Source organism: Amaricoccus tamworthensis (assembly GCF_049800875.1).
In the GTDB taxonomy this organism is placed as follows: Bacteria; Pseudomonadota; Alphaproteobacteria; order Rhodobacterales; family Rhodobacteraceae; genus Amaricoccus; species Amaricoccus tamworthensis.
Map to the genome: position 1 here is coordinate 231361 of NZ_JBNAFV010000003.1, position 23368 is coordinate 254728.

Below are 23368 nucleotides of genomic sequence, written 5' to 3' on the forward strand. Positions count from 1 at the left end.
TTGAATCGTTGTCAGTGTTTTTTCCGCTAACACCAGGAATTCAGATTTCCTTATGCGGGCATATTGGCAGGATTCACTGACCGATGGAATAGAGCATTAAGTCACCCTGGCGGGAAATTTCCGAAAGAAATGTCTTGCTGATGCCGATTCTGCCCAATAATCGACCCAGAAGCGGTTCATCTTGCTCAATTTTCCAATCGTAGACCGGAAGGGAGCCGACGCCCGGCTGCTGCGAATCGAGCCAGGCCAGGGCCTCGGACTCGCCGCCGAGTTCATCCACAAGGCCATTTGCCACCGCAAGACGTCCGGTGAAAATCCCACCATTGGCGACTTCCGAAAGCTCCGCCCCGGACAGGTCACGACGTTCGCCAACAAGGTCGCGGAACCAGATGAAACTCTCGGCGACCAGCGCCTCGTCACGGGCCCGGGCCGCGGGATTTGTTGGACGCCACGGCGAGGGTTCGGCCTTGAGTTCAGATGATCTGACCGTTTCCACCTCAATGCCGAGGCGGTCCAGAACATTGGTCAGGTCCGGGTATTCCATGATGACGCCGATGGAGCCGGTGACGGTGTTGCCGCGGGCAACGATGTGGTCGGCCGCGATGGCGGCAACGTAGCCGCCGGATGCCGCGACCTCGCTCATGACGGCGACCACGGGCCGGTCCTCGGCGATTTTGCGGATGGAGGCGAACAGCGACTCGGACCCGGCGGTTGTGCCGCCTGGGGAGTTGATGCGGAGGATCACGGCTTTGGCGTCCTGGTCACGCGCCAGGTCGCTCAACAGGTCATCGCGCTCGATGCTGTCGGAGATTATGCCGTTGATCTGATAGCGGGCCACATGCTCACGGCTGCCGCGGAAACTGTCGGAAAAGGCAAAAAAGGAAATAACGATGGCCAGAAGGACCGCAACGAAGAAGCCCTTCCAAAATGCGGAGCGGCGCCACTTCCGGCGCCGCTCCTCGTAGAAATCACGCTCAATGGCGTTCATGGTTGGATCAGTCGTCCTGCTGCTTCAGGGCCGCACCAAGGATGTCACCGAGGGACGCGCCGGAATCGGAGGAACCGTACTGTTCAACGGCCTCTTTTTCCTCTGCAATCTCACGGGCCTTGATGGACAGGCCGAGACGGCGGGATTTCGGATCGATGTTGGTAACCCGTGCATCGACCTTGTTACCAACCGTGAAGCGCTCAGGGCGCTGCTCGGAGCGGTCGCGGGACAGGTCGGAGCGGCGGATGAAGCTCTTCATGCCGTCGTACTCAACCTCGATACCACCGTCCTCGATTGCGGTCACGGTTACGGTCACAATGTCACCGCGCTTGACGCCCTCAACGGCATCGGCAAACGGATCGCCGTCAACAGCCTTGATGGAGAGCGAGATGCGCTCCTTCTCGATGTCGACGTCGGTGACAACAGCGTTGACCATGTCACCCTTGCGGAAATCCTGGATGGCTTCCTCGCCCGGACGGTCCCAGTCGATGTCGCTGAGGTGAACCATGCCGTCGATGTCGCCCTCGAGACCAACGAACAGACCGAATTCGGTGATGTTCTTGACCTCACCCTCAACCGGCGTGCCGTTCGGGTGCGTGGCGGCAAAGGTTTCCCACGGATTGCCCTGGGTCTGTTTCAGACCAAGGCTGACACGGCGTTTGGCGGTGTCGATTTCCAGGACGATGACTTCAACTTCCTGGCTGGTGGAAACGATTTTGCCCGGATGGACGTTTTTCTTGGTCCAGGACATCTCGGAGACGTGGACGAGACCCTCAACGCCCGGCTCAAGCTCAACAAACGCACCGTAGTCGGTGATGTTGGTAACGCGACCGGTGTGGCGGCTGCCCAGCGGGAACTTGGCTTCAACAGCGTTCCAGGGATCGTCCTGAAGCTGCTTCATGCCGAGCGAAATACGCTGCGTGTCCTTGTTGATCTTGATGACCTGTACCTTGACGGTTTCGCCAATATTCAGGATCTCGGACGGGTGGTTGACCCGGCGCCATGCCATGTCGGTAACGTGCAGAAGACCGTCAACACCGCCCAGGTCAACGAACGCACCGTATTCGGTGATGTTCTTGACCACACCGTCGATGGTGTTGCCTTCCTGGAGCTTGCCGATAACCTCGGCGCGCTGTTCGGCACGGCTTTCCTCGAGAACAGCACGGCGGGACACAACGATGTTGCCACGACGGCGGTCCATTTTCAGAACCTGGAACGGCTGCGGCATGTGCATCAGGGGGCCGGCGTCGCGCACGGGACGCACATCCACCTGGGAGCCGGGAAGGAACGCAACCGCGCCACCCAGATCGACGGTGAAACCACCCTTGACGCGACCGAAGATTGCACCCTCGACGCGCTCTTCCTTCTCGAATGCCTTCTCGAGACGGTCCCAAGCGGCCTCACGGCGGGCCTTGTCACGGCTCAGAACGGCTTCGCCACGGGCATTCTCGACACGGTCGAGGTAAACCTCAACGGTGTCGCCCACCTCAATCTCGGGGGCTTTGCCGGGGGCGCTGAATTCCTTAAGGTCGACGCGGCCTTCCATTTTGTAGCCTACGTCGATGATGGCCTGTCCTGCTTCGATGGCAAGGACGGTGCCTTTGACGACGGAACCCTCGTCGGGGGTAACAAGCTCGAAGCTCTCATTCAGAAGAGCTTCAAAATCTTCCATTGTTGCCGTACCTGGCATATAGTTCTCCAAAGTTCATGTTTCTGGCCGGGCGGTTGATTCCACCGGTCTTTCACGGAAATGAACCTGCAAAAACAGCGCCTTGCGGCTGAGACGCTGTCTCAAACCATCAAAGGCGCTCGTTAATCCAGGCTGTCGCCTGCTCGACGGCCGCGTCTATAGACAATTTTGTCGTATCCAGCAAGTGGGCGTCGCCGGCCGCAACCATGGGGGCGGTATCCCGCCCGGCATCCCTTGCGTCGCGGGCCTGGAGGTCGGCCAGAACCTGCTCAAAACTCTGTCCGTTATTGAGTTCCGCATGGCGGCGGGCAGCCCGGACCTCGTCCGACGCGGTGACGAAAAGCTTCACATCCGCATCCGGGCAAATCACCGTGCCGATGTCTCGACCGTCCAGTACCGCACCACCCTCGCGACGGGCGAAGGCGCGCTGAAATTCGAGCAGGGCCTCACGAACTTCCGGCAATGCGGCAACCTTGGAAGCGGCCTGACCGGCACGGGAGGTGCGGAGATCGTCGCGGTCCATGTCGTCTTCGGTCAGGCGCCGGGCTATTTCCACCGCCCAGTGGGGGTCAAGCACACCCTGTCCGTCATGGAGGGCGATGACACCAACCGCACGGTAGAGAAGCCCGGTGTCGAGATAGCGAAATCCAAAATCGTTTGACAGACGACGTGAAATCGTACCCTTACCCGCAGCCGCCGGTCCGTCCACCGCAACGGTAAATTTCATGCCATCCTCCCTGCTTTGGTATCGAGAAATACGGTCCCAGGTGGTTGCATGCAAACGGATTTCCCCTTGAGCGGGCCGATGCGGGCGAACCTTCCAAATTTTAAACCGGCTGCACAGGCAAAAGGCACTCGCGAAAACGTGAGGTTCAGGCCTGCGCCGGGACGGCGTCGACGATCTCAGCGCCAAGACCGCGCATCAGGTTCACAAAATCCGGGAAGCTGGTGGTGATCGGGTTGCCATCGTCGACGGTCACCCGGTCGCGGGTACTCAGGCTCAGGCAGAGGAACGACATGGCGATGCGGTGATCGAGACGGCTTTCCACCGTGGCGCCGCCCGCAACACCGCCCGGCCCCTGGCCGTGGACGATCATAAAGTCGGGTCCCTCCTCGACGGTCACGCCGCAGGCCTCGAGGCCGCGGGCCATGGCGTCGATGCGATCGGATTCCTTGACGCGCAGCTCCTTCACGCCACGCATGACGGTTTTTCCTTCGGCATTGGCGGCCAGAACCGTCAGGATCGGATATTCGTCGATCATGGAGGCGGCGCGCTCCGGCGGAACCTCGACGCCCTTGAGTGCCGAGAACCGCACGATCAGGTCAGCGACGGGCTCGCCGCCTTCCTCACGGGAGTTGGAAAACTCAATGTCCGCGCCCATTTCGCGCACGGTGTCATAGAAGCCGGAACGTGTGGGATTGAGGCTGACGCCTGGCACCGTGATTTCCGAGCCCTCAACCAGCAGGGCGGCCGCTACCGGGAACGCGGCAGAGCTGGGATCACGCGGCACGGAGACGGTCTGCGCCGTCAGTTCGGGCTGGCCGGTCAGGGTGATGACGTTGCCCTCGTCTGTCCGCTCGGTCGAAATGGTCGCCCCAAAGCCCGCGAGCATCCGTTCGGTGTGATCGCGTGTCGCCTCCCGCTCGGTCACGACAGTTGTTCCCGGCGCATTCAGGGCGGCCAACAACACTGCCGATTTGACCTGAGCCGAAGGCATTGGTGTTGTATATTTAACAGGTACGGGATTGGCCGCGCCTACAACGGTCAGGGGAAGTTTGCCACCGCGACGGCCCCAGGACCGGGTGCCGAAGAGTTCCAGCGGATCGGTGATGCGACCCATTGGGCGGCTGCGCAGGCTTGCGTCACCTGTGAAGGTCGCGGAAATGTCGCAGGTGGCCATCGCGCCCATGATGAGCCGCACGCCCGTGCCCGAATTGCCGCAGTCGATGACCTGATCCGGTTCGCGAAACCCGCCGACGCCCACGCCATGGACGGACCACTCACCCTCGCCCTTGCGCTCGACCTGGGCCCCGAACGCCTGCATGGCGCGCCCGGTGTCCAGAACGTCATCGCCCTCCAGCAGACCGGTGATTTTGGTCTCACCGATTGAGAGAGCGCCGAGGATCAGCGACCGGTGGGAAATCGACTTGTCGCCGGGAACGGTTGCGATGCCGGAAAGACCACGGGTGGCGCGGGCGAAAACGGGTTTGGGCTCTCCATGTGACGACACGGTCATTCCTTTCGGTAAATTCGGCGAAGTCTTTAGAGTATCCCGGTTCGCTGGTCCACCAGGGCTGATAACCGTTCGCGCTATTTCCGAATGAATGTCAGATAATGCGGACTGCGACCGGCCGCGAGCGCCTTCGCCTCATACCGCGTGCCGGGCCAGTCGGACCAGGCGACGCTCCAGTCGGGTTTTTTCGGCGTAGCGATGTCAAACGCCTCATGGGCCTCGACCACCTCCAGCGCGTGCTCGACATATTGCGGGATGTCCGTGGCGAGGCGCAGATGCGTCCCCGGTTTCATCACGCGTTGAAGCCCATCGAGATTGCCGGGGTTGATGAACCGGCGCCCCGCATGGCGGGATTTGGGCCAGGGGTCGGGGTAGAGCACAAACACGCGGTCGAGACTGTTTTGGGGCAGCAGTTCGATCATGTCCCGCGCATCGCTGGGATGGACCCGAACATTTGAAAGCCCCTGGGCGTCGATCTTGGCAAGCAGTTTTGCCACACCGTTCACGTAGGGCTCGCACCCGATCATGCCGACATCAGGGTTCTTCGAAGCCTGGTGCGCCAGATGCTCGCCGCCGCCGAAGCCGATCTCAAGCCAGACAGGACGTGCGTCACCGAAAAGAGCAGTAAGGTCCACCGGATGACGGTCGGGGTCCTCGGGGCCGGCCACCCCGGGGATGTTCACCCGGGGGAGCAGTTCCCCAATCAGCCGCTCCTGCGACGGTTTCAGCGCTTTGCCCTTGCGGCGGCCATACAGTTTGCGCCGTATCCACGGCTGCTCCCCGGCGGGGGTCTCTTCAGTCATGTTCTGGTCCGGTCAGATCCTGGTCAGGCGCCTATACAGCCGCCTTCAGCGCATCTGTCAAATCGGTCCGCTCCCAGGAGAAGCCGCCATCCGCATCCGGCTCACGTCCGAAATGGCCGTAAGCTGCGGTGCGCTGGTAAATCGGGCGGTTCAGGCCGAGATGGGTCCGGATACCATGCGGGCTGAGATCCATCACGCTGGACACGGCTTTTTCGATCACCTCTTCCGGCACGGTGCCGGTGCCGAACGTGTCCGCATAGATCGACAGCGGCCGGGCCACGCCGATCGCGTAGGAGACCTGCAGAACGCATTTCTTCGCCAGACCGGCGGCGACGATGTTTTTCGCGAGATAACGGGCGGCATAGGCTGCGGAGCGGTCAACCTTGGTGGGGTCCTTGCCGGAGAATGCACCGCCGCCATGCGGGGCCGCGCCGCCGTAAGTGTCCACGATGATCTTGCGGCCGGTCAGACCGGCATCGCCATCCGGACCACCGATTACGAACTTGCCCGTGGGGTTCACGTGCCAGATCGTATCGTCGGTCAGCCACCCCTCAGGCAGAACGGAACGGACATAAGGTTCAACCATCTCGCGCACGTCGGCGGACGTCATGTTGCCGTCGAGGTGCTGGGTTGAGAGAACGAGCGAGGACACGGAGACCGGGCGGCCATCCACATACTGCAGGGAAAGCTGCGTCTTGGCATCGGGGCCAAGACGGCGCTCCTTGCGGCTTTTGCGCGCCTCGGCGAGGCTGCGCAAAATGGCATGGGAGTAATGGATCGGTGCAGGCATAAGCGCCGGGGTTTCATCGGTCGCGAAACCAAACATGATGCCCTGGTCGCCGGCGCCCTCCTCCTTGTTCTCGGAGGCGTCGACGCCCTGCGCAATCTGTTCGGACTGACCATGCAGCAGGTTCAGGACGGAAAGGGTTTCCCAGTGGAAACCTTTCTGCGCGTAGCCGATGTCACGGACACAGTCGCGGACGATCTGCTCAACCTTACTTAGAATCCCTGGTGCACCCCGGACCTCACCGCCAACGACGACCCGGTCAGTGGTCGCGAAGGTCTCACAGGCCACGCGGGCCTCCGGATCCTCAGTTAGAAAGGCGTCAAGAACAGCATCTGAAATGCGGTCACAGACTTTATCCGGGTGGCCCTCGGACACCGATTCAGACGTAAAGAGGTAATTTCCCCGACTGCTCATGATCAGCACCTGTCGTCAAAAGAGTTATTTGTTCAGGTGCTTCCCTACGACAGTGCAACGTAAGTGGTCAACGGCCGAAGGGACGGCCCTTACGCTGTTCAGCAGACAGGGAGCGAACCAGAGCCAGAACCGATGCACGTGTGACACTGTCGGTGATCACGGAGAACGCATCCGTCAGAACCCGGATCTCGTCCGAATTCGCCGCGACGGCCTGAACCGGCGTGCCCGCATCCTGGGTGCCTTCGGACGCAATACCCTCGAAGAAGTATTCCGGACCTACACCGAGAAACAGCGCGATCTGGTACAGACGGCCCGCGCCAATCCGGTTCGATCCCTTCTCGTATTTCTGGATCTGGGAGAAAGTAACTCCAAGATGACGGCCAAGACGGCCCTGACTGATTTTGAGGGACTCACGACGGGCACGCATTCTTTGCCCGACATGCTTATCCACTATATTCGCAAATGAGGTAACAGACACTCTTCAACCCACCTAGTACTCTATACAATCTGAAAATCCCCCCGGTCTTACTGCCCGGTTTAATCCCGATACTGGAAATCAGGATCCTCAGTTACTCCTGAAACGAGTTATTGTCTTTCGCGGATGGAAACGCCACCAATAACTTTTAGTAGAGTTAACATAAAAATTGAGACAACTACGACAATCGCCGGCAAATCACCGAAGCGGGAATAGGGTGTTGGTGGGAGAGAATTTGGCAGATCGGCGTCAATGGAGCCAAATTCCCCTAAATTTAAAGAACTTATGACACGCCCCCGGGCGTCAATAATCGCGGAGATACCCGTGTTGGCCGCCCGCGCCATTGGCAGACCCTGTTCAATAGAGCGAACACGGGCCTGATCAAAATGCTGTTGTGGTCCTGAATATTTTCCAAACCAGCCGTCGTTGGTGACCTGAATTAACCACTCCGGGCGAATCCCCGGTGCCCGCATTTCATGCGGAAAGACCGCCTCGTAGCAGATAAGGGGCAGAAAACTTGGCAAATTTTCCGTCTCAAGAGCCTCCGGACCGGGCCCGGCCGAGAAGCCCGTTCCGGTTAATCCGGTAATGCCGAGACGCCCGACAAGATGGCCAAGCGGCATGTATTCACCGAATGGCACAAGATGATGTTTGTCGTAATCCGCAATTACTTCGCCATCCGGCCCAAGAACGGCCAGCGAATTAAACCATCTGTTTCCAGCATCAGTCCGCTCCAGCCGCCGTATGCCGAGTATGACCTCGGCACCGTCCCCTGCCGCGTCGGTGATCAGTGTTTGGTATTGGGGCTGCTCGCCGAGCAGGAACGGGACCGCCGTCTCGGGCCAGATTACCACGTCAGGGGCACGTTCCGCCGGTTTGCGGGTTTCACTGAGCAGGCGTTCGAAAAAGACCGGCTGGTACTCCGGAAGCCATTTCAAATGCTGCGCGGCATTGGGTTGCACTATGCGCACGCGGAGGGGCTCCGTGCGTTCCGGAAGTGGCTGATTGAGCTGCCAGATACCGAAACCAAAAAATGCCGCGATCAAGGCAACCGCAACCGTGCCGGTCCGAAGGCTTGAATGCCCGAGCATAAGACCGGCCAGCAGCGTGAGAAAACCAAGGCCGTGCGAGCCGATGACCGAGACGACCAGAATGGCGGGCGTCTCCACCCAAATATAGGCCAGGAGACCCCAGGGAAATCCGGTCAGAATATGGGCGCGCGCAAATTCAGTGGCGGTCCAGCAGCAGACCAGCAGGAGCGTGGGCGACCTGCCTGGAACGGAAAGGTGCCGGGCAAAACCAAATGCAATCGCCCAGAACAGAGCGAGACCGCCGGTCATGCCGATCAGGGCAAGAGGCGCCATCCAACCGTGGATTTCGGGCTGAACCATGAAAGGTTCAACCAGCCAGTTCAGCAGAACGCAGAAATATCCGAGGCCCACCAGCCATCCGACCCGCGCGGCACCACGCGGCCCGGTCGCGCCCTCAAGGCGCCATAGAATGACCGGAAGGGCCAGGACCGGGAGCCAGAATTGTGACACGGGCGCATGCCCGAGCGCCAGAACCATACCGGCCAGCAGGGAGCACAACACCCCCCGCCAGCCCGTCAGGTCGCGGATCCGCGCCCGAATCCCTGTCATCCGGGGCGCATCTATTCGGCGGCTTTGGCGATCGTGCCGGTGGAATGATCCGTCTTGATGCTGACCCGCAAACGTTTGATCCGTCGCGCATCCGCGTCGAGAATTTCGAACTCGTGGCCGTCCTCGTGGATCACGATCTCGCCCCTCTCCGGCACGCGACCGGCGATGCGGAACACGAGACCACCGAGGGTGTCGACCTCCTCATCCTTGTCGGGCATGGCGAGCGCCAGTCCGGTTTCGGCCTCGAAATCATCAAGCTCCATCCGCGACGCGGCAACGTAGGTGTTGGGGCTTTCCTGAATCAGGAGGCTGCTCTCGTCCTCGTCATGCTCGTCGGCAATCTCACCAACAATCTGTTCCAGCAGATCCTCAATGGTGACAAGACCGTCAACGCCACCGTATTCGTCAATCACCAGCGCCATGTGAATTCGGGCGATCTGCATTTTGTGCAGCAGAACACCGATTGGCATGGAGGGCGGAACATACAGCAGCGGGCGGGCGAGCGTGCGAAGGTCGAAATCATCCGTCGGCTTCCCAAAACCGTAGCGGAGCGCGAAATCCTTCAGATGCACAAGGCCAATGGGCTGGTCGAGATTCTCGGAATAAATCGGCAACCGGCTCCAGGTGTTCGTCTGGAACACCTCCAGAAGCTCATCTATTCCCGATTCAACCGGTACGGCGACAATGTCGGCGCGGGGAACACTCACGTCGTTGACCTTGAGCGACCGCATGTTTTGCAGGTTCACCAGCATGTCCTGGGCCCGCAGGGACTCCGTGGCGTTGGACACCTGAACCGCATTAGGTTCGCGTTCCTCATCACCGGCATTCGAAAACCCGAAGAGGCGCGAAATCATGGACGTTTTGCCAGGACTTTCAGGGTCCGGTTCGTCGGCGCCAGCAACGTTATCGGTGTTGCCCCCGCTAGATTGTTCTTCCATTTCTCCTGTCCAAAAAGATCACGGTCGCTAACCGCGTAGTCTCAATATGGGTTCGCGATATCCAAGGTTGCAAGAATATTCGCCTCAATTCTTTCCATTTCGTAAGCTTCAGCGTCCTCAACATGGTCGAAACCGAGTAAATGCATGATTCCGTGCACAATAAGATGGCTGACATGGCCCTCGAACCTCTTACCGCCGTCCCGTGCCTCCCGTTCACACGTATCGAAGGAAATGGCAATGTCTCCCAGAAAAACCAGACCCGTAGGATCACTGCGCGGAATGTCGCCTTCAAACGCGGGCCATGACAGGACATTGGTTTCGGCATCCTTTCCGCGAAACTCGCCGTTGAGCGTTCGGATGCGCGCGTCGTCGCAGGCCAGAAGACTGATCTCATGCCCCATGGGATCGCGCCCCATTTCCGTCAGGGTCGCAACCGCCGCACGGTCGGCCAGATCCTCAAGGCCCACCGCCTCCCAGCGGCTGTCCTCGACAACCAGATCTACGGGGCCGGTGTCAGCAGGGCTCATGGCATTCAGCTGTCGTAGGGCCTGGCCGTCTCGTAGGCGCGAATGATCTTCGCGACCATCGGATGGCGCACCACGTCCTCGGCCGAGAAACGGGTGAAGCCGATGCCCTTCACGTCACGCAGGACACGCTCGGCCTCGACGAGGCCCGACATGACGCCACGCGGGAGGTCAATCTGGGTCGTGTCGCCGGTAATCACCATGCGGCCGCCCTCCCCCAAACGGGTCAGGAACATTTTCATCTGCATGGTCGTGGCATTCTGCGCCTCGTCAAGCACGACAGCCGCATTGGACAGGGTACGCCCGCGCATGAACGCGAGGGGCGCGATCTCAATCTCGCGGTCCTCGATCATCTTCTGCACCTGCTTGGGCGGGAAGAAATCGTTCAGCGCATCGTAGAGCGGCTGCATGTAGGGATCGACCTTGTCCTTCATGTCGCCGGGCAGAAACCCCAGACGCTCGCCCGCCTCAACCGCGGGGCGGGACAGAATGATTCGATCCACCCGACCCTCAATGAACATCGAGGCGGCCGCGGCAACGGCAAGGTAGGTTTTGCCTGTACCCGCGGGCCCAAGCCCGAAGACAAGCTCGTTCCGAAACAGGTTCCGAACATACTGCTTCTGGGCGGATGTTCTCGGCTCGACGATTTTGCGACGGGTCCGGATTTCCATCTTCTCGCCGCCGAACATTTCCATCTGCGGATCGGCGAGCTGTTTTCGGTCGACCTCTCCGGGTGCGGGGGAATCGCTTCCCATGCGAATCGCGGCGTCAATCTCTCCGGACGACACGGTGCGACCGGCCTCGAGACGCGCATAGAGATTACGCAGCACGCGCTCCGCATCCTGCCGCTCGGGCTCGTCGCCGTGGATGGCCAAATGGTTGCCGCGCCGGTGGATCGCGATGCCCAGCCGTTCCTCGATCTGCACGATGTTTCGGTCCAGTTCGCCACACAGATCGATCAACAGACGATTATCGGGGAACTCAAGAATACTGTCGGACTGGGCGGCACCACCGCCCGTCGGATCCAGATTGTCGATAGGCAAAGGCCCTCCGGCGAAGAATGGACTTAGTGATGTTTTTAGACTGCCCCAGACATGGGCTTCGTGCAAGGTTGTTGGCCGCCAATTTCAGCCAACGAGTTCACCCGACAGGGAATTTGGTGCCGAGGCCGTAATCCGTACATCGACAATCGACCCGGCCAGAGATTTTGGAGCGTCAAGATGCACTGCCGTCAAATACGGCGATTTGCCCGTCATCTGCCCCGGATTGCGTCCAGGTTTTTCCAGCAGCACCGGCAGGGTGCGCCCAACGAGATTTTCCTGGAACTCCACCTGATACTGTTTGATGAGTGCCTGAAGCCTCTGCAAACGCTCGGATTTCACGTCCTGTGGTACATCCTCGCGCCCGGCGGCGGGTGTGCCTGGCCGCGGCGAGTAGATGAAGGAATAGGCGTGGGCGTATCGGACCTGTTCAACAATTCGCAATGTCGCCTCGAAATCCTCGTCCGTCTCGCCAGGAAAGCCGACAATGAAGTCGCCTGAGAACGCCATATCCGGACGGGCCGCGCGAATCCGCTCGATCAGCGCGAGATATTCCGCAGCCGTGTGTTTGCGGTTCATGGCCTTGAGAATGCGGTCGCTGCCCGACTGCACCGGCAGGTGCAGGTAGGGCATGAGTTTTTCCTCACGCGCGTGAGCGTCGATCAGGTCATCGGCCATGTCGTTCGGATGCGAGGTGGTATAGCGAATTCGCTGCAGGCCCTCGATCTTTGACAGCCGGTCCACGAGACCGGCCAAAGTTACGCCATCAACATCGCAATAGGCGTTCACGTTCTGGCCGAGCAGTGTGATTTCGACCACGCCACGCTCAGCCAACTGCCGCGCTTCCTGCTCCACGCGGCCCGCGGGTCGCGAAACCTCGGCCCCGCGGGTGTATGGCACCACGCAGAACGCGCAAAATTTATCGCAGCCTTCCTGAATGGTCAGGAATGCCGTCGGTGATTTGCGCGTCGCGGCCCAGTCGGGGAGATGGTCGAACTTATCCTCTTCCGGAAAATCGGTTTCCAGGGGCCGTTCACCGGCCTGCACCTGTTCCAGCATTTTTGGCAGGCGATGGTAGACCTGCGGGCCGACCACGAGGTCCACGCCCGGTGCGCGGGAGAGAATTTCTTCACCCTCGGCCTGCGCCACGCAGCCGGCGACTCCGATGCGAAGGTCCGGATTGGACTGTTTCAGCGGATTGAGGCGACCCAGTTCCGAGTAGACCTTTTCGGCGGCTTTTTCGCGGATATGGCAGGTATTTAACAGAATCAGGTCCGCGTCCTCGGGCGTTTCCGTGCGGGAATAGCCCTTCGGAGCCAGAGCCGCAGCCATCCGTTCGCTGTCATAGACATTCATCTGACAACCATAGGTTTTAACAAACAGCTTTTTCGCGGACTCGGACATCAGAAACTTTCACAAGCAAAAAGTGCGCGGACCCAGCGGCCGCGCACCTCAATTAACGCTGCGGGCAGTGCCGCGCAAGCAGTGGTCAGGACTTGGCGCGCGGCTTGCGGCCCAGTCCAATCTTTTTGGCCAGTTCCTGACGCTTGGCAGCGTAGTTTGGAGCAACCATCGGATAGTCGGGTTTCAGACCCCACTTGCTCCGGTAATCCTCCGGCGTCATGCCATAGGCCGTCATCAGGTGGCGCTTCAGCATTTTCAGCTTTTTGCCATCCTCAAGACAAATAATGTAATCGTCAGTGACCGATTTGCGCACCGGAACCGACGGGGTCAGCTCCACTGCCTTTTCCTCTTCACCGCAAGCCAGTTCGGACAGTTTGCCGAACACGGCCTCGATAAGATCGGGGACGTCGCCCTGCACCACCGCGTTGTTGCCCACATGGGCAGAAACAATCTCCGCGGTCAGCGCCAGTACTTCGCCACGTTCTATGTTATTTTCTTCGCTCATCACGCCTCTTGTTGACCCGGCCGGTCCCCGGCCCATTCGGTCATCTGGTTTTGGAAACGGCATTACAACCAGTCAATAAACTCGTGCGATCAACTGGAGCCATAGCTGTTATTTATTTTCCCGCTGCGGGAATGGCAAGTACAATACGCAACTTATTAAGACGCATTTTATCTTATACAGTCACAACGCGGTTACCGTTACACAGGCGAAAGGAGGGCATAAATCACGCACACTCCCTTTAAACCTTTAAATGCACAACCCATGGTTACGATAAGCCCGATTTCCACCCACGATAAAGTCCCTGAATAATATAGGCGGATATTTGCTGGTAGTTTTCCAGAATTGCTGTCAAAGCAGGATTTCAAAGCTTAAATGGTTAACAAATCACCAGGCAAACGGCACAACCACCCACAAGTATCGCTGAACGGTCACAAATTACGCATGTCACCGCAACACCGACTCAACATGACGGCCGGGCTGGCCTCCATAGGCACGGCGCTCTTTCTAGTACTGGTGAAGTACTGGGCGGTAAAAACCACCGGATCGCTGTCGATTGGCGCGTCACTGGCCGATTCCCTCATGGACCTGATGATCTCGCTGAACGGTCTTGTCGGAATTTTGTATGCCGCCAAACCTCCCGACGATGATCACCGGTTTGGTCACACGTCGATTGAGGACCTGATCGCTCTGGCGCAGTCGATACTCGTGATGGCCGTGGCAGGGTATATTGCATGGCAGGGATGGCTCGGTTTTTTCTCTCCCCGCTCGCTTGTCGCGGAGAGCACCGGGATCGTCGTAATGGCCATTTCCATCCTGGCGACGGCCCTGCTGATCACCTGGCAGGGCAAGGTTGCGGGGGAGACCGGGTCGAAGATTGTGGCGGCTGACCGACTGCACTACCTGTCCGATCTCGTGCCCGCCATTGGCGCAATGATCGCTCTAGCCGCATCGAGCCTGTTCGGGATCGATTGGCTTGACCCCGTCATTGCCCTGGCGGCGGCAATTTTCCTTCTGTTGAATGCCCGCCGCATCGGGGTCGCCGCTTGGCATTCCCTGATGGACCGGCGGGCCGACATCGACGACATTGAAACGATCCAGAACGTGATCGAGGCTCATCCCAATGTGCTCGGGTTCCACGATCTTAAGACACGGACATCCGGATCACGGGTCTTTGTACAGCTCCACCTGGAGCTCGACGGGGCTCTCAGCCTGAACGAGGCCCATGCCATAAGCGCCTCCGTAAAGCATGGCATCCTCGACGCCATGCCCCAGGCCGATGTGATCATTCATAAGGATCCCGTGACACCCTGATCAGGCGCCGGTCAGGCCACGCTGCTTCAGAAGAGCCTCCACTCCAGGCATCTTGCCACGGAAATCCATATAGAGTTCATCGGCTTCGCGGGAGCCGCCAGCGCTGTAGATGTTGCGTTCGAGCTTTTCCGCCGTGTCCGCGTCAAAGACATCGCCGGTTTCCCGAAAGGCTGCAAACGCGTCCGCGTCCATAACCTCCGACCACATGTAGGAGTAATATCCCGACGAATACCCGTCACCGGAGAATACATGCTGAAAATGCGGCGTGGCATGGCGCATGACAATGGCCTCCGGCATTCCCAGATCGGCCAGAATCTTCTCCTGCGTCGCCATTGGCTCCCCGTCAAACGGCCGCGAATGGAAATCAAGATCCACAAGCGCGGAGGACACATACTCCACCGTCGCGAAACCCTGGTCGTAGTTGCCGGCTGCCAGGAGGCGGTCGAGCAGGTCCTTCGGCATCGGCTCTCCCGTCGCGGCATGTCGAGCGTGGGTGTTGAGGACTTCCGGCGCTTCCAACCAGTGCTCGTAGAGCTGGCTCGGCAACTCCACGAAATCGCGCGCTACGCTTGTGCCGGAAATAAACGGATAGGTCACGTCGGAGAGCAGTACATGCAGCGCGTGACCAAACTCATGGAAGAGCGTCCGCGCGTCGTCAAACGTGAGCAGGTCGGGCGAACCAGCGGGCGCCTTGGCGAAATTGCAGACATTGACCGCTATTGGGCGCACGTCCTCATCCAGGCGGCTTTGGCTGCGGAAAGACGAACACCAGGCCCCAGAGCGTTTGGACGACCGGGCGAAGTAGTCGCCAATGAACACGCCCATGTGAGTGGAGCCTTTACGGACCTCCCAGGCGCGGGCATCCGGGTGATAGAGGGGCACGTCCAGCGGTTCGAACGACAGGCCAAACAATCTGTTGGCCACGTCAAACACGGCAGCGATCATGTTGTCGAGTTGGAGATATGGCTTGACCTCATCCTCGTCGAGGTCGTGCTCCTCCTTTTGGCGTTTCGCGGAGTAGTAGCGCCAGTCCCAGGCCGCCAGCGCGTCATTGACGCCATCCGCGTGCAGACGCTCCTCAAGTTTTTCCGCATCGGCCAACGCCTGGGCCCGTGCCTTCGGCCAGACCGCCATCAAAAGATCGCGCACCCCATCCGGGGTTTTCGCCATCTGGTTTTCAAGTTTGAACTCGGAAAAATTGCCGTAACCAAGCAGTTCCGCACGCTCCTGCCGCAGTTTAAGTGTCTCGGTCACGATGGCGAGGTTGTCGGTTTCACCGCCATTCGCTCCACGGGCCACCCAGGCCTCGAAGGCTTTACGGCGCAACTCGCGGTTCGGGGAGTTTTGCAGGAACGGCACGATGAGACTGCGCGACAGCGTTATCACATGGCCATCAATGCCACGGTCGGATGCGGCCTGCGCGGCGTTCGCCACAAGCGAAGCCGGGAGCCCAGCGAGGTCGTCTTCGGACAGTTCCATGTGCCAGGATTTCTCATCGGCCAGGACGTTCTGCGAAAACGATGTGCCAAGGGAAGCCAGTCGCTCCAGCACAGCCGCAAGCCTCTCGCGGTTCTGCCCCTCGAGCTTCGCTCCGGAACGGACAAACATCCTGTGGTAGAGTTCAAGGACCCGCACCTGTTCATCCGACAGGCCAAGCTCCGTGCGCTTTTGGAAGAGGTCATCGACGCGGGCAAACAGTGCCCGGTTCATCATGATTTTGGAGCCAAATGACGCAAGCTCGGGGCTCAGTTCACGCTGCAGAGCTTCGATCTCGTCATTGGAATTCGAGCCTGATAGATTGAAAAATACCGACGCAACCCGGTCGAGGAGCTTTTCAGAACGCTCAAGTGCCTCAATCGTGTTCCCGAAGGTTGGAGCATCGGGATTTTCAGCGATGGCATCGATGTTCTTTTCCGCTTCGGCGATGGCCACATCGAAGGCTGGACGAAAATCCGCGTTCGAGATCCGGTCAAATGGTGGGATACCAAACGGTGTGTCCCAGTCTTCCAGAAGCGGATTGGCCATGTGTGTCCTCTCGGGTTAGATGTCTGCCGAATTTGATAGCGTTGGAGTTATTTGGTCGTGGAGATCAAAAAGTCCAGTTCCGTCACTGCTTTTAATCCGTAACGACGCGGCGCAATAATCGCAAAAGCCGCAAGCTGAAGCTGAAAACCGCCAAAAACCGGCTCCGCCTCCAGATATGGGGACATATTCTCTTGCCCGCGCAATTCCGAGGGTTCATCCTCGATTCATTAATCGGGAGTCGATCATGAATTTGGACCTGCTGAAAGAACTTTGCGAAACCCCTGGCGTACCGGGAAATGAGGACCGGATACGGGACATTATCACGCGAGAGGTGGATGGGCTGTTCGACGAGGTCCGGACCGACCCGATGGGGTCCCTTCTATGCAAACGAAACGCCAGAAAAGGTGACGATCCGACCAAAATCATGCTTCTGTGCCATATGGATGAGATCGGTTTTCTCGTCAGCCATGTATCGGAACAGGGGTTCATCTATCTCAACCCCGTTGGCGGCTTTGATCCGCGCAACCTGTTTTCGAGAAGGGTCATGGTCTGCACCGATACCGGTGACATAAAAGGCGTGATGAACCCCGGTGGACCACCCGTTCACATCGCCTCCCCCGAAGACCGCAAGAAGGTTCCGGAGGTTACACAGTTCTTCGTGGATGTGGGCCTCGGGGATAAAACCCGTGACGTGGTGAAGGTCGGTGACATGGTGGTCATGGACGAGCCCTTCATCGAAATTGGCGACAAAATCGTCAGCAAAGCGCTCGACAACCGTATCGCCTGCTGGCTGGGCATCGAGGCCATACGCGGCCTTGGCAAAACCAAGCACACAAGCGAAATCCACGTGGCCTTTACATGTCAGGAAGAGGTTGGGCTGCGCGGCGCGCGCACCTCATCCTTTGCCATTCGCCCGGATATCGGCATCGGGGTGGACACGACGCTCGCCTGCGACACGCCCGGCGTACCGGAACAGGACCGGACGACGAAACAGGGCGAGGGTTTTGGCCTGCACGTGCGCGACAGTTCCTTCATCGCGGACCGCGAACTGGTTAAGGAATTTGAGGCACTCGCGCTCAAAAAGAACATCCCTTTCCAGCGCACCATGCTTCGCGCGGGCGGACAGGACGGCGCCGCGGCCCAGCAGTCGGCCGCGGGAGCCCGGGCCATCGGGATTGTGGTCGGCACCCGTTACATTCATACGGTTACCGAGATGATCCACAAATCCGATCTGGAGGCCGCAAGGGACATCCTAGTCGCCTATCTCAAGCAGAGCTGACACGGCTAAAACCGGGTCCGTGTGACATAGGGACTGATGAAACCGACCTCGCGGGCAACACCCAGCGCTTGGTCCAAAGCGCCCTGCGACGTAAACGGACCGATGAAAACCCGCCGTCCCAGTTGCATGACACCTTCCGTCCGAACGCCGTAGCCAAGTGTCAGGAATATGGTCTTGGCTTTTGCCGATGTTTCAAGGCCATTGACCACACCGGCCTGAATGGCGGTCGGCGGTATACTGCGCTCATCATTCCGGATGGCGAAACCGTCCTGAATTTCCTCCAGCTGATCGGGCAGCACAAGGTCCTCAAACCGCGTGATACACCCCTCAGTGACGGTTTTTTGGATCTGACGCGAAAGTTGTGGTGGGTGCTCCCACGATTCGGATGCGTAATCGAACCGAAGCTGGGCGGTAGAACGTCCGATCCGTTCCAGCCGCTCGAAATTGGCCAGGCACACTTCCGGATCACGGAACGGACGGGAGTAGCTGCATCCGATAAGAATGGCGGCCAAGGCAGCAAGAAAACAGGCATTCCGTTTCATGGTCAGAACCTTGCCGGATAGGGGGCGACAAAGCCGGCCTGCCGGGCGAGATCCATGGCCTGGTCCAGTTCCTCACGCGTGTCGAAAGGTCCGAGGTAAATTCGGCGGCCAAGCCCGGCAGCGCCGACGGAGCGGGCGCGGATGCCGCGATCGATGAAAAACTGTTTGGCCTGATCATCCACCGCCATGTCGGTCACGACACCGGCATGCACGCTGATTGGACTGATGGGGGTGGCGCCGCTAACAGGCGCCGGGTCGGGAAGCGAAGCCGCACCGGCCAGATCATCCGCATTCGTCAGGCAACCGGCCTGGCGCAGACGGTTCGCCTCAAAGGCCAGTTCCGGCTGCACGGTCATGCGATCGCGAAAACCCGATGGCGTGGACATGGTGTCCTCGACCAGATCGTAGTTCCGGAACAGAAACTCGCAGCCGCCCGTACCCGCCGGAGGCGGTGGCCCGCCCTCTCCGCCGGGTGTCACGGTGCAGGCTCCAAGTCCAATACAGACCATAACGGACGGTATTACGCTGCTCTTCATGGCTCAGGCCTCCTTGTCCTGATGTCACGGGAGTAGTATTCCGCCTCATCGCTGCAAGGGCAACTCGCAATAACGGCATCGGCACAGAACATGAATTTGGGGAACGGTATGGAAAAATCCGGGTCGGACTGGGAAACAAATGTGGCGACGGCCAAAACACTGGCGGAAGCCCTGCCCTACCTGCAGCGCTATGACGGCGAAACGATTGTCGTGAAATTCGGCGGCAACGCCATGAAGGACGACGATACGCTCAGCAACTTCGCCCGGGACATTGTCCTGATGAAACAGTGCAATATCCATCCGATTGTCGTTCACGGCGGCGGGCCGATGATCAATGACATGCTGGAACGGCTGAACATCAAGTCGGAATTCATCGACGGCAAACGCGTCTCCGATGAGCGGGTTGTGGAGATTGCCGAGATGGTTCTGTCCGGCCGGGTCAATAAACGCATAGTTCAGGCCATCAATGACGAGGGCGGCCAGGGTGTCGGCCTGTCCGGAAAGGATGCGAACCTGATGATCTGCGAAAAGGACATCCGCACCGATATCCGCGACGGCAAGGAGGTTGGCATCGACCTCGGTTTTGTTGGCAAACCGGTAGAGATCAACCCGGGTATCCTTGAGGAATTTCTGCATTCCGACTTCATCCCCGTGGTCGCGCCGATAGGGATGGGGCGCGAGGGTGAGACCTATAACGTCAATGGCGACACCGCCGCCGGTGCAATTGCCGCCGGGCTCAAGGCCGCGCGGTTCCTGCTGCTGACGGATGTGGCGGGTGTGAAGGATTCCGATGGGAATGTCCTGACACACCTCACGGCGGATGACGTGCGGACCCTCACCTCAACCGGTGTGATTTCCGGCGGCATGATTCCCAAGACCCAAACCGCACTCGCCGCCATTGAGGGTGGTGTTCGGGCGGTGGTGATTTTGGACGGGCGCACGCCCCATGCCACGCTGCTGGAGCTGTTTACGGAACATGGCGCCGGGACCCTGATCAGGGGAAGTTGAACCCGCGTGTATTGACCTGGCCCCGTTCTTGGGGACTTTGACAGGATGGAAAACGAAGCTGTCATTCGTCTGGGTGTGTTTCTGGGACTGTTTGTCATTCTGGCATCGGTGGAGACCTTTGCTCCCCGGCGGCCCCGCAAACAGACCAGGGCGCGGCGCTGGTTCACAAACTGGGGCATCGTCATTTTGGACAGCCTGACGCTCCGCCTGATGGCTTTTGCCCTGCCACTCCTGGCGGTAGGGGCAGCGCTTGACGCATCGGCGCGCGGCTGGGGGCTGTTCAACGCGCTCGACTGGCCGCAGGCGGTTGAGGTTCTGATCTGTGTGCTCGCCCTGGATCTCGCCATCTGGGCACAGCATCTGGCAACGCACAAGATACCGCTGCTCTGGCGTCTGCATCAGGTGCATCATGCGGATGTGGATATCGACGTGACCAGCGCGATCCGGTTTCACCCCATTGAAATCGCTTTGTCGATGCTGCTGAAAATCGGGCTTGTCTACCTTTTGGGCGCGTCGGCGCTGGCCGTCATTCTTTTTGAGATCATGCTCAATGGTATGGCCATGTTCAATCATTCGAACATTAAACTGCCCGACCGCGTGGACCGGGTGCTGCGCCAGGTGGTGGTGACGCCGGACATGCACCGCGTTCACCACTCGGTTCATCGCGACGAGCACGACAGCAATTACGGATTTTCGCTCTCGATCTGGGACCGCATGTTCCGCACCTACATACCGCAGCCGCGCGAGGGGCATGAAGGGATGAAGACCGGCCTGCGTTGGCAGGATGACCGGCCGGGCCGTTTGGGCTGGTCCCTCATGCTGCCGTTCCGGTCAAAATGAATCTGACGGAAATTACGGAAGCCGCGAACAATAGCGGGCTCGATGTGCTCGGCGTTTTTCATGTGCGGGATGATGACCCCGTTCCAGAGGGTTCAAAGAGTATGGTCATGCTCGGGCCAAACGGACGTGAATTCTGGGATGTCTTTAGCGCCTCGGCGGAATACCTGGACGGTCAGGCGGACCCGGTGGACAGATGGTCCCTGCGCGTCATCGGAGGGCTGGCGGACAACCTCGGGGGCAGCGCTCTTTTTCCCTTTGGGGGCCCGCCCTGGCTTCCGTTCATTTCCTGGGCACAACGGGCCGGAGCCTGGTCATCGCCGGTCGGGCTCCTTGTCCATCACCGCTACGGGCTCTTCGTCTCCTATCGCGGGGCCCTCGCGTTACCTTACGAAATCGACATTCCGGCTGAGCCCGTCCGACCGTGCGACACCTGCGGGAAGCCCTGTCTGACCGCCTGTCCCGTTTCGGCATTAACGGAGGACGGTTATGACACTGAGGCCTGCCACGCCTGGCTCGATCAGCCGGAGGGACACGATTGCATGTCGAGGGGCTGCGCCGTGCGCCGCGCCTGTCCGGTCGGACAATATCGACGGCAGGACGCACAATCAGCCTTCCACATGGCCGCATTTCATGGCACGGAAGGCACATGAAACGTCTTATTCTCGTACGACATGCCAAGTCGAGCTGGGTCAATCCCGACCAGCGCGACATCGACCGCCCGCTGAACAAACGTGGTGTCCGCAGTGCCGGCCTGATCGGCCGCTGGCTGAAGAAAAAAGGCCACCTGCCCCAGAATGCGGTGGTTTCGTCAGCGCAGAGGACACGCCAGACGTGGGATGGCATTACGGCTGAGATCGGCGAGGTTCCGGCGGAATATTCACCGGAACTCTACCACTGCACCGCGGAAAAAATTCTTGAGCACCTGCGCGGGCAAACAGCTGACACGGTTCTGCTTCTGGCCCATCAGCCTGGGATAGGGGATTTCGCCCAGCGCGCCCTGCCCGAGCATCCCAAAGACGGGGAGTTCCATCGTTATCCAACCGGAGCAACGTCCATCATCGATTTCGATGTGAAGAACTGGTCGAAAATCGATTGGGAAAGTGGCGTTCTTGTCGACTTCATCTATCCGCGGGCGCTCGATAAATCGCGTTAGGGCAACAGGGGTTTCATGAAACCTCCCAAAACCTGTGACACCCTGATCATCGGCGCCGGGGCGGCTGGAATGATGTGCGCGGCCCATGCGGCGGCACGCGGCGCCCACGTGGCCCTGATCGATCATGCCAAATCGCCTGGAGAGAAGATCCGTATCTCCGGCGGGGGGAGGTGTAATTTCACCAACCTGAACTGTGGGCCAGGCAATTTTATCTCCCGCAACCGCCACTTCGCCAAATCGGCGCTGCGCCGGTATACCCAACACGATTTTGTGGCTCTTGTTCGCGACTACGGCATTGCCTTCCACGAGAAGAAACTCGGCCAGCTTTTTTGCGACAGTTCCGCGAGGGACATCATCTCCATGCTGCGCCAGGAGATGGAAAAAACCGGCGCGCAACTCATCCTGAACTGTCCCGTGCAGGACGTGCAGCGCAGTGGCGACGGCTGGGCAGTATCCACGGGACAGGGGCAAATCACCTGCCGGCATCTGGTGATCGCGACGGGAGGCAAATCCATTCCCAAAATGGGCGCAACGGATTTCGGTTACCGGATTGCGACGAAGTTCGGGCTGGATATCGTGCCCACGGCAGCGGGGCTCGTGCCTCTCACATTCGGGCCTGATTTTCTCGACAGTTTCAAACCACTAGCCGGTGTGGCGCTCGACGCGCGTGCCAGTAGTGGCCGGACCGCGTTTGAAGAAGCGGTCTTATTCACCCACCGCGGGCTTTCCGGCCCGGCGATTCTGCAGATCTCCTCATATTGGCACGAAGGCGATCCGGTTCAGATCGATCTCCTGCCCGGCCATGACGCCTTCGAACTCTTGCGTCGCGACCGGCAGGCCCAAGGAGGCAAGACGCTTTCGAATGTCCTTGCCCGGCATCTGCCCAACCGCCTGGCCGCACATCTTGGGGAAGGCCACGGCCGTATCGGCGACCTCGGCAACGACCGTTTGCGCGTGATTGCGGACGATCTGAACCGCTGGGTTATCCGGCCCACGGGTTCGGAAGGCTACCGCACCGCCGAGGTTACCCTGGGCGGCGTCGACACGAGGGGGCTCAATTCAAACACAATGGAAGCGACCTCTGTCCCCAATCTCTATTTCATCGGAGAGGTTGTGGATGTGACCGGCTGGCTCGGTGGTTACAACTTCCAGTGGGCCTGGTCCTCCGGCTGGGCGGCGGGCACGGCCATCGCTGAAAAGTGCCAAGCCGCGCTGTAGAAATCCTGAGAGAT

24 protein-coding genes are annotated in these 23368 nt (G+C 59.5%); 7 read left to right on the forward strand and 17 right to left on the reverse strand.

What is annotated here, in order from left to right; genetic code table 11:
• Positions 1-73: 73 nt before the first annotated feature.
• From sppA to ACP15P_RS08490, 13 genes are all read right to left on the reverse strand, one after another.
• Positions 74-988 (reverse strand): signal peptide peptidase SppA, encoded by a 915-nt coding sequence (gene sppA, locus ACP15P_RS08430; RefSeq protein WP_424928025.1) that lies wholly within the window; start codon positions 986-988, stop codon positions 74-76.
• A gap of 7 nt (positions 989-995) precedes the next feature.
• Positions 996-2678, reverse strand: coding sequence for a 30S ribosomal protein S1 (rpsA, locus tag ACP15P_RS08435; protein WP_424928026.1), 1683 nt, complete (start codon positions 2676-2678; stop codon positions 996-998).
• A gap of 109 nt (positions 2679-2787) precedes the next feature.
• Positions 2788-3405, reverse strand: a complete 618-nt coding sequence (cmk, locus tag ACP15P_RS08440) for a (d)CMP kinase (protein WP_424928027.1) — start codon at positions 3403-3405, stop codon at positions 2788-2790.
• 145 nt (positions 3406-3550) lie between these two features.
• Positions 3551-4909: a 3-phosphoshikimate 1-carboxyvinyltransferase gene (gene aroA / locus ACP15P_RS08445; RefSeq protein ID WP_424928028.1), complete on the reverse strand. Its 1359-nt coding sequence runs from the start codon at positions 4907-4909 to the stop codon at positions 3551-3553.
• An 80-nt stretch (positions 4910-4989) separates the two neighbouring features.
• On the reverse strand, positions 4990-5715 hold the full coding sequence (gene trmB, locus ACP15P_RS08450) for a tRNA (guanosine(46)-N7)-methyltransferase TrmB (protein ID WP_424928029.1): 726 nt from the start codon (positions 5713-5715) through the stop codon (positions 4990-4992).
• Positions 5716-5746: 31 nt separating this feature from the next.
• Positions 5747-6916 carry a methionine adenosyltransferase gene (gene metK / locus ACP15P_RS08455; RefSeq protein WP_424928030.1) on the reverse strand — a complete coding sequence of 390 codons (1170 nt, stop codon included), beginning with the start codon at positions 6914-6916 and terminating at the stop codon, positions 5747-5749.
• Positions 6917-6983: 67 nt separating this feature from the next.
• Complete coding sequence (locus tag ACP15P_RS08460; RefSeq protein WP_424928031.1) at positions 6984-7343, reverse strand: helix-turn-helix domain-containing protein; 360 nt, start codon at positions 7341-7343, stop codon at positions 6984-6986.
• 158 nt (positions 7344-7501) lie between these two features.
• A complete protein-coding gene (lnt, locus tag ACP15P_RS08465) occupies positions 7502-9031 on the reverse strand; it encodes an apolipoprotein N-acyltransferase (RefSeq protein ID WP_424928032.1) in 1530 nt (509 codons plus the stop codon).
• A gap of 11 nt (positions 9032-9042) precedes the next feature.
• Positions 9043-9969 (reverse strand): hemolysin family protein, encoded by a 927-nt coding sequence (locus tag ACP15P_RS08470; RefSeq protein WP_424928033.1) that lies wholly within the window; start codon positions 9967-9969, stop codon positions 9043-9045.
• Positions 9970-10010: 41 nt separating this feature from the next.
• On the reverse strand, positions 10011-10496 hold the full coding sequence (gene ybeY, locus ACP15P_RS08475) for an rRNA maturation RNase YbeY (RefSeq protein WP_424928034.1): 486 nt from the start codon (positions 10494-10496) through the stop codon (positions 10011-10013).
• Between the two features lie 5 nt (positions 10497-10501).
• Positions 10502-11536, reverse strand: coding sequence for a PhoH family protein (locus ACP15P_RS08480; protein ID WP_424928035.1), 1035 nt, complete (start codon positions 11534-11536; stop codon positions 10502-10504).
• Positions 11537-11620: 84 nt separating this feature from the next.
• On the reverse strand, positions 11621-12937 hold the full coding sequence (gene miaB / locus ACP15P_RS08485) for a tRNA (N6-isopentenyl adenosine(37)-C2)-methylthiotransferase MiaB (RefSeq protein ID WP_424928036.1): 1317 nt from the start codon (positions 12935-12937) through the stop codon (positions 11621-11623).
• 85 nt (positions 12938-13022) lie between these two features.
• On the reverse strand, positions 13023-13442 hold the full coding sequence (locus tag ACP15P_RS08490) for a Ros/MucR family transcriptional regulator (protein WP_424928037.1): 420 nt from the start codon (positions 13440-13442) through the stop codon (positions 13023-13025).
• Between the two features lie 441 nt (positions 13443-13883).
• Between ACP15P_RS08490 and ACP15P_RS08495 the strand changes: the two genes are divergently transcribed.
• Complete coding sequence (locus ACP15P_RS08495) at positions 13884-14753, forward strand: cation diffusion facilitator family transporter (protein ID WP_424928038.1); 870 nt, start codon at positions 13884-13886, stop codon at positions 14751-14753.
• On the opposite strand, the gene ACP15P_RS08500 is transcribed toward ACP15P_RS08495, so the two are convergent.
• Positions 14754-16778, reverse strand: coding sequence for a M3 family metallopeptidase (locus ACP15P_RS08500; protein ID WP_424928039.1), 2025 nt, complete (start codon positions 16776-16778; stop codon positions 14754-14756). It lies immediately after the preceding gene.
• A gap of 47 nt (positions 16779-16825) precedes the next feature.
• Entirely contained in the window at positions 16826-16963 is a 138-nt protein-coding gene (locus ACP15P_RS08505) for a hypothetical protein (protein ID WP_424928040.1), read from the reverse strand.
• A gap of 59 nt (positions 16964-17022) precedes the next feature.
• Between ACP15P_RS08505 and ACP15P_RS08510 the strand changes: the two genes are divergently transcribed.
• Entirely contained in the window at positions 17023-18057 is a 1035-nt protein-coding gene (locus ACP15P_RS08510) for a M42 family metallopeptidase (protein WP_424928041.1), read from the forward strand.
• A gap of 5 nt (positions 18058-18062) precedes the next feature.
• Here ACP15P_RS08510 and ACP15P_RS08515 read toward each other — a convergent pair whose 3' ends face one another.
• Positions 18063-18599: a hypothetical protein gene (locus tag ACP15P_RS08515; RefSeq protein ID WP_424928042.1), complete on the reverse strand. Its 537-nt coding sequence runs from the start codon at positions 18597-18599 to the stop codon at positions 18063-18065.
• A 2-nt stretch (positions 18600-18601) separates the two neighbouring features.
• Complete coding sequence (locus ACP15P_RS08520) at positions 18602-19135, reverse strand: SPOR domain-containing protein (protein WP_424928043.1); 534 nt, start codon at positions 19133-19135, stop codon at positions 18602-18604.
• A 108-nt stretch (positions 19136-19243) separates the two neighbouring features.
• On the opposite strand from ACP15P_RS08520, the gene argB reads away from it, so the two are divergent.
• Genes argB through ACP15P_RS08545 form a run of 5 tightly spaced genes read left to right on the forward strand, consistent with a single transcriptional unit; the run spans position 19244 to position 23354 of the window.
• Entirely contained in the window at positions 19244-20143 is a 900-nt protein-coding gene (argB, locus tag ACP15P_RS08525; RefSeq protein WP_424928044.1) for an acetylglutamate kinase, read from the forward strand.
• A gap of 45 nt (positions 20144-20188) precedes the next feature.
• A complete protein-coding gene (locus ACP15P_RS08530) occupies positions 20189-20983 on the forward strand; it encodes a sterol desaturase family protein (protein WP_424928045.1) in 795 nt (264 codons plus the stop codon).
• On the forward strand, positions 20980-21633 hold the full coding sequence (locus ACP15P_RS08535; RefSeq protein ID WP_424928046.1) for a ferredoxin: 654 nt from the start codon (positions 20980-20982) through the stop codon (positions 21631-21633). The genes ACP15P_RS08530 and ACP15P_RS08535 overlap by 4 nt, the downstream gene beginning before the upstream one ends.
• A complete protein-coding gene (locus ACP15P_RS08540; RefSeq protein WP_424928047.1) occupies positions 21630-22136 on the forward strand; it encodes a SixA phosphatase family protein in 507 nt (168 codons plus the stop codon). Before ACP15P_RS08535 ends, ACP15P_RS08540 begins: the two co-directional genes overlap by 4 nt.
• A gap of 15 nt (positions 22137-22151) precedes the next feature.
• Positions 22152-23354 carry a BaiN/RdsA family NAD(P)/FAD-dependent oxidoreductase gene (locus ACP15P_RS08545; RefSeq protein ID WP_424928048.1) on the forward strand — a complete coding sequence of 401 codons (1203 nt, stop codon included), beginning with the start codon at positions 22152-22154 and terminating at the stop codon, positions 23352-23354.
• Positions 23355-23368: the final 14 nt, after the last annotated feature.

Bases quoted from the DNA above. Each gene is read 5' to 3' on its own strand.
- argB (WP_424928044.1), top strand. From the start codon at position 19,244: ATGGAAAAATCCGGGTCGGACTGGGAAACAAATGTGGCGACGGCCAAA.
- ACP15P_RS08530 (WP_424928045.1), top strand. From the start codon at position 20,189: ATGGAAAACGAAGCTGTCATTCGTCTGGGTGTGTTTCTGGGACTGTTT.
- metK (WP_424928030.1), bottom strand. From the start codon at position 6,916: ATGAGCAGTCGGGGAAATTACCTCTTTACGTCTGAATCGGTGTCCGAG.
- ACP15P_RS08515 (WP_424928042.1), bottom strand. From the start codon at position 18,599: ATGAAACGGAATGCCTGTTTTCTTGCTGCCTTGGCCGCCATTCTTATC.
- sppA (WP_424928025.1), bottom strand. From the start codon at position 988: ATGAACGCCATTGAGCGTGATTTCTACGAGGAGCGGCGCCGGAAGTGG.
- cmk (WP_424928027.1), bottom strand. From the start codon at position 3,405: ATGAAATTTACCGTTGCGGTGGACGGACCGGCGGCTGCGGGTAAGGGT.
- ybeY (WP_424928034.1), bottom strand. From the start codon at position 10,496: ATGAGCCCTGCTGACACCGGCCCCGTAGATCTGGTTGTCGAGGACAGC.
- lnt (WP_424928032.1), bottom strand. From the start codon at position 9,031: ATGACAGGGATTCGGGCGCGGATCCGCGACCTGACGGGCTGGCGGGGG.
- ACP15P_RS08510 (WP_424928041.1), top strand. From the start codon at position 17,023: ATGAATTTGGACCTGCTGAAAGAACTTTGCGAAACCCCTGGCGTACCG.
- trmB (WP_424928029.1), bottom strand. From the start codon at position 5,715: ATGACTGAAGAGACCCCCGCCGGGGAGCAGCCGTGGATACGGCGCAAA.
- miaB (WP_424928036.1), bottom strand. From the start codon at position 12,937: ATGTCCGAGTCCGCGAAAAAGCTGTTTGTTAAAACCTATGGTTGTCAG.
- rpsA (WP_424928026.1), bottom strand. From the start codon at position 2,678: ATGCCAGGTACGGCAACAATGGAAGATTTTGAAGCTCTTCTGAATGAG.
- ACP15P_RS08470 (WP_424928033.1), bottom strand. From the start codon at position 9,969: ATGGAAGAACAATCTAGCGGGGGCAACACCGATAACGTTGCTGGCGCC.
- ACP15P_RS08500 (WP_424928039.1), bottom strand. From the start codon at position 16,778: ATGGCCAATCCGCTTCTGGAAGACTGGGACACACCGTTTGGTATCCCA.
- ACP15P_RS08505 (WP_424928040.1), bottom strand. From the start codon at position 16,963: ATGTCCCCATATCTGGAGGCGGAGCCGGTTTTTGGCGGTTTTCAGCTT.
- ACP15P_RS08490 (WP_424928037.1), bottom strand. From the start codon at position 13,442: ATGAGCGAAGAAAATAACATAGAACGTGGCGAAGTACTGGCGCTGACC.
- ACP15P_RS08545 (WP_424928048.1), top strand. From the start codon at position 22,152: ATGAAACCTCCCAAAACCTGTGACACCCTGATCATCGGCGCCGGGGCG.
- ACP15P_RS08460 (WP_424928031.1), bottom strand. From the start codon at position 7,343: ATGCGTGCCCGTCGTGAGTCCCTCAAAATCAGTCAGGGCCGTCTTGGC.
- ACP15P_RS08495 (WP_424928038.1), top strand. From the start codon at position 13,884: ATGTCACCGCAACACCGACTCAACATGACGGCCGGGCTGGCCTCCATA.
- ACP15P_RS08535 (WP_424928046.1), top strand. From the start codon at position 20,980: ATGAATCTGACGGAAATTACGGAAGCCGCGAACAATAGCGGGCTCGAT.
- ACP15P_RS08540 (WP_424928047.1), top strand. From the start codon at position 21,630: ATGAAACGTCTTATTCTCGTACGACATGCCAAGTCGAGCTGGGTCAAT.
- ACP15P_RS08520 (WP_424928043.1), bottom strand. From the start codon at position 19,135: ATGAAGAGCAGCGTAATACCGTCCGTTATGGTCTGTATTGGACTTGGA.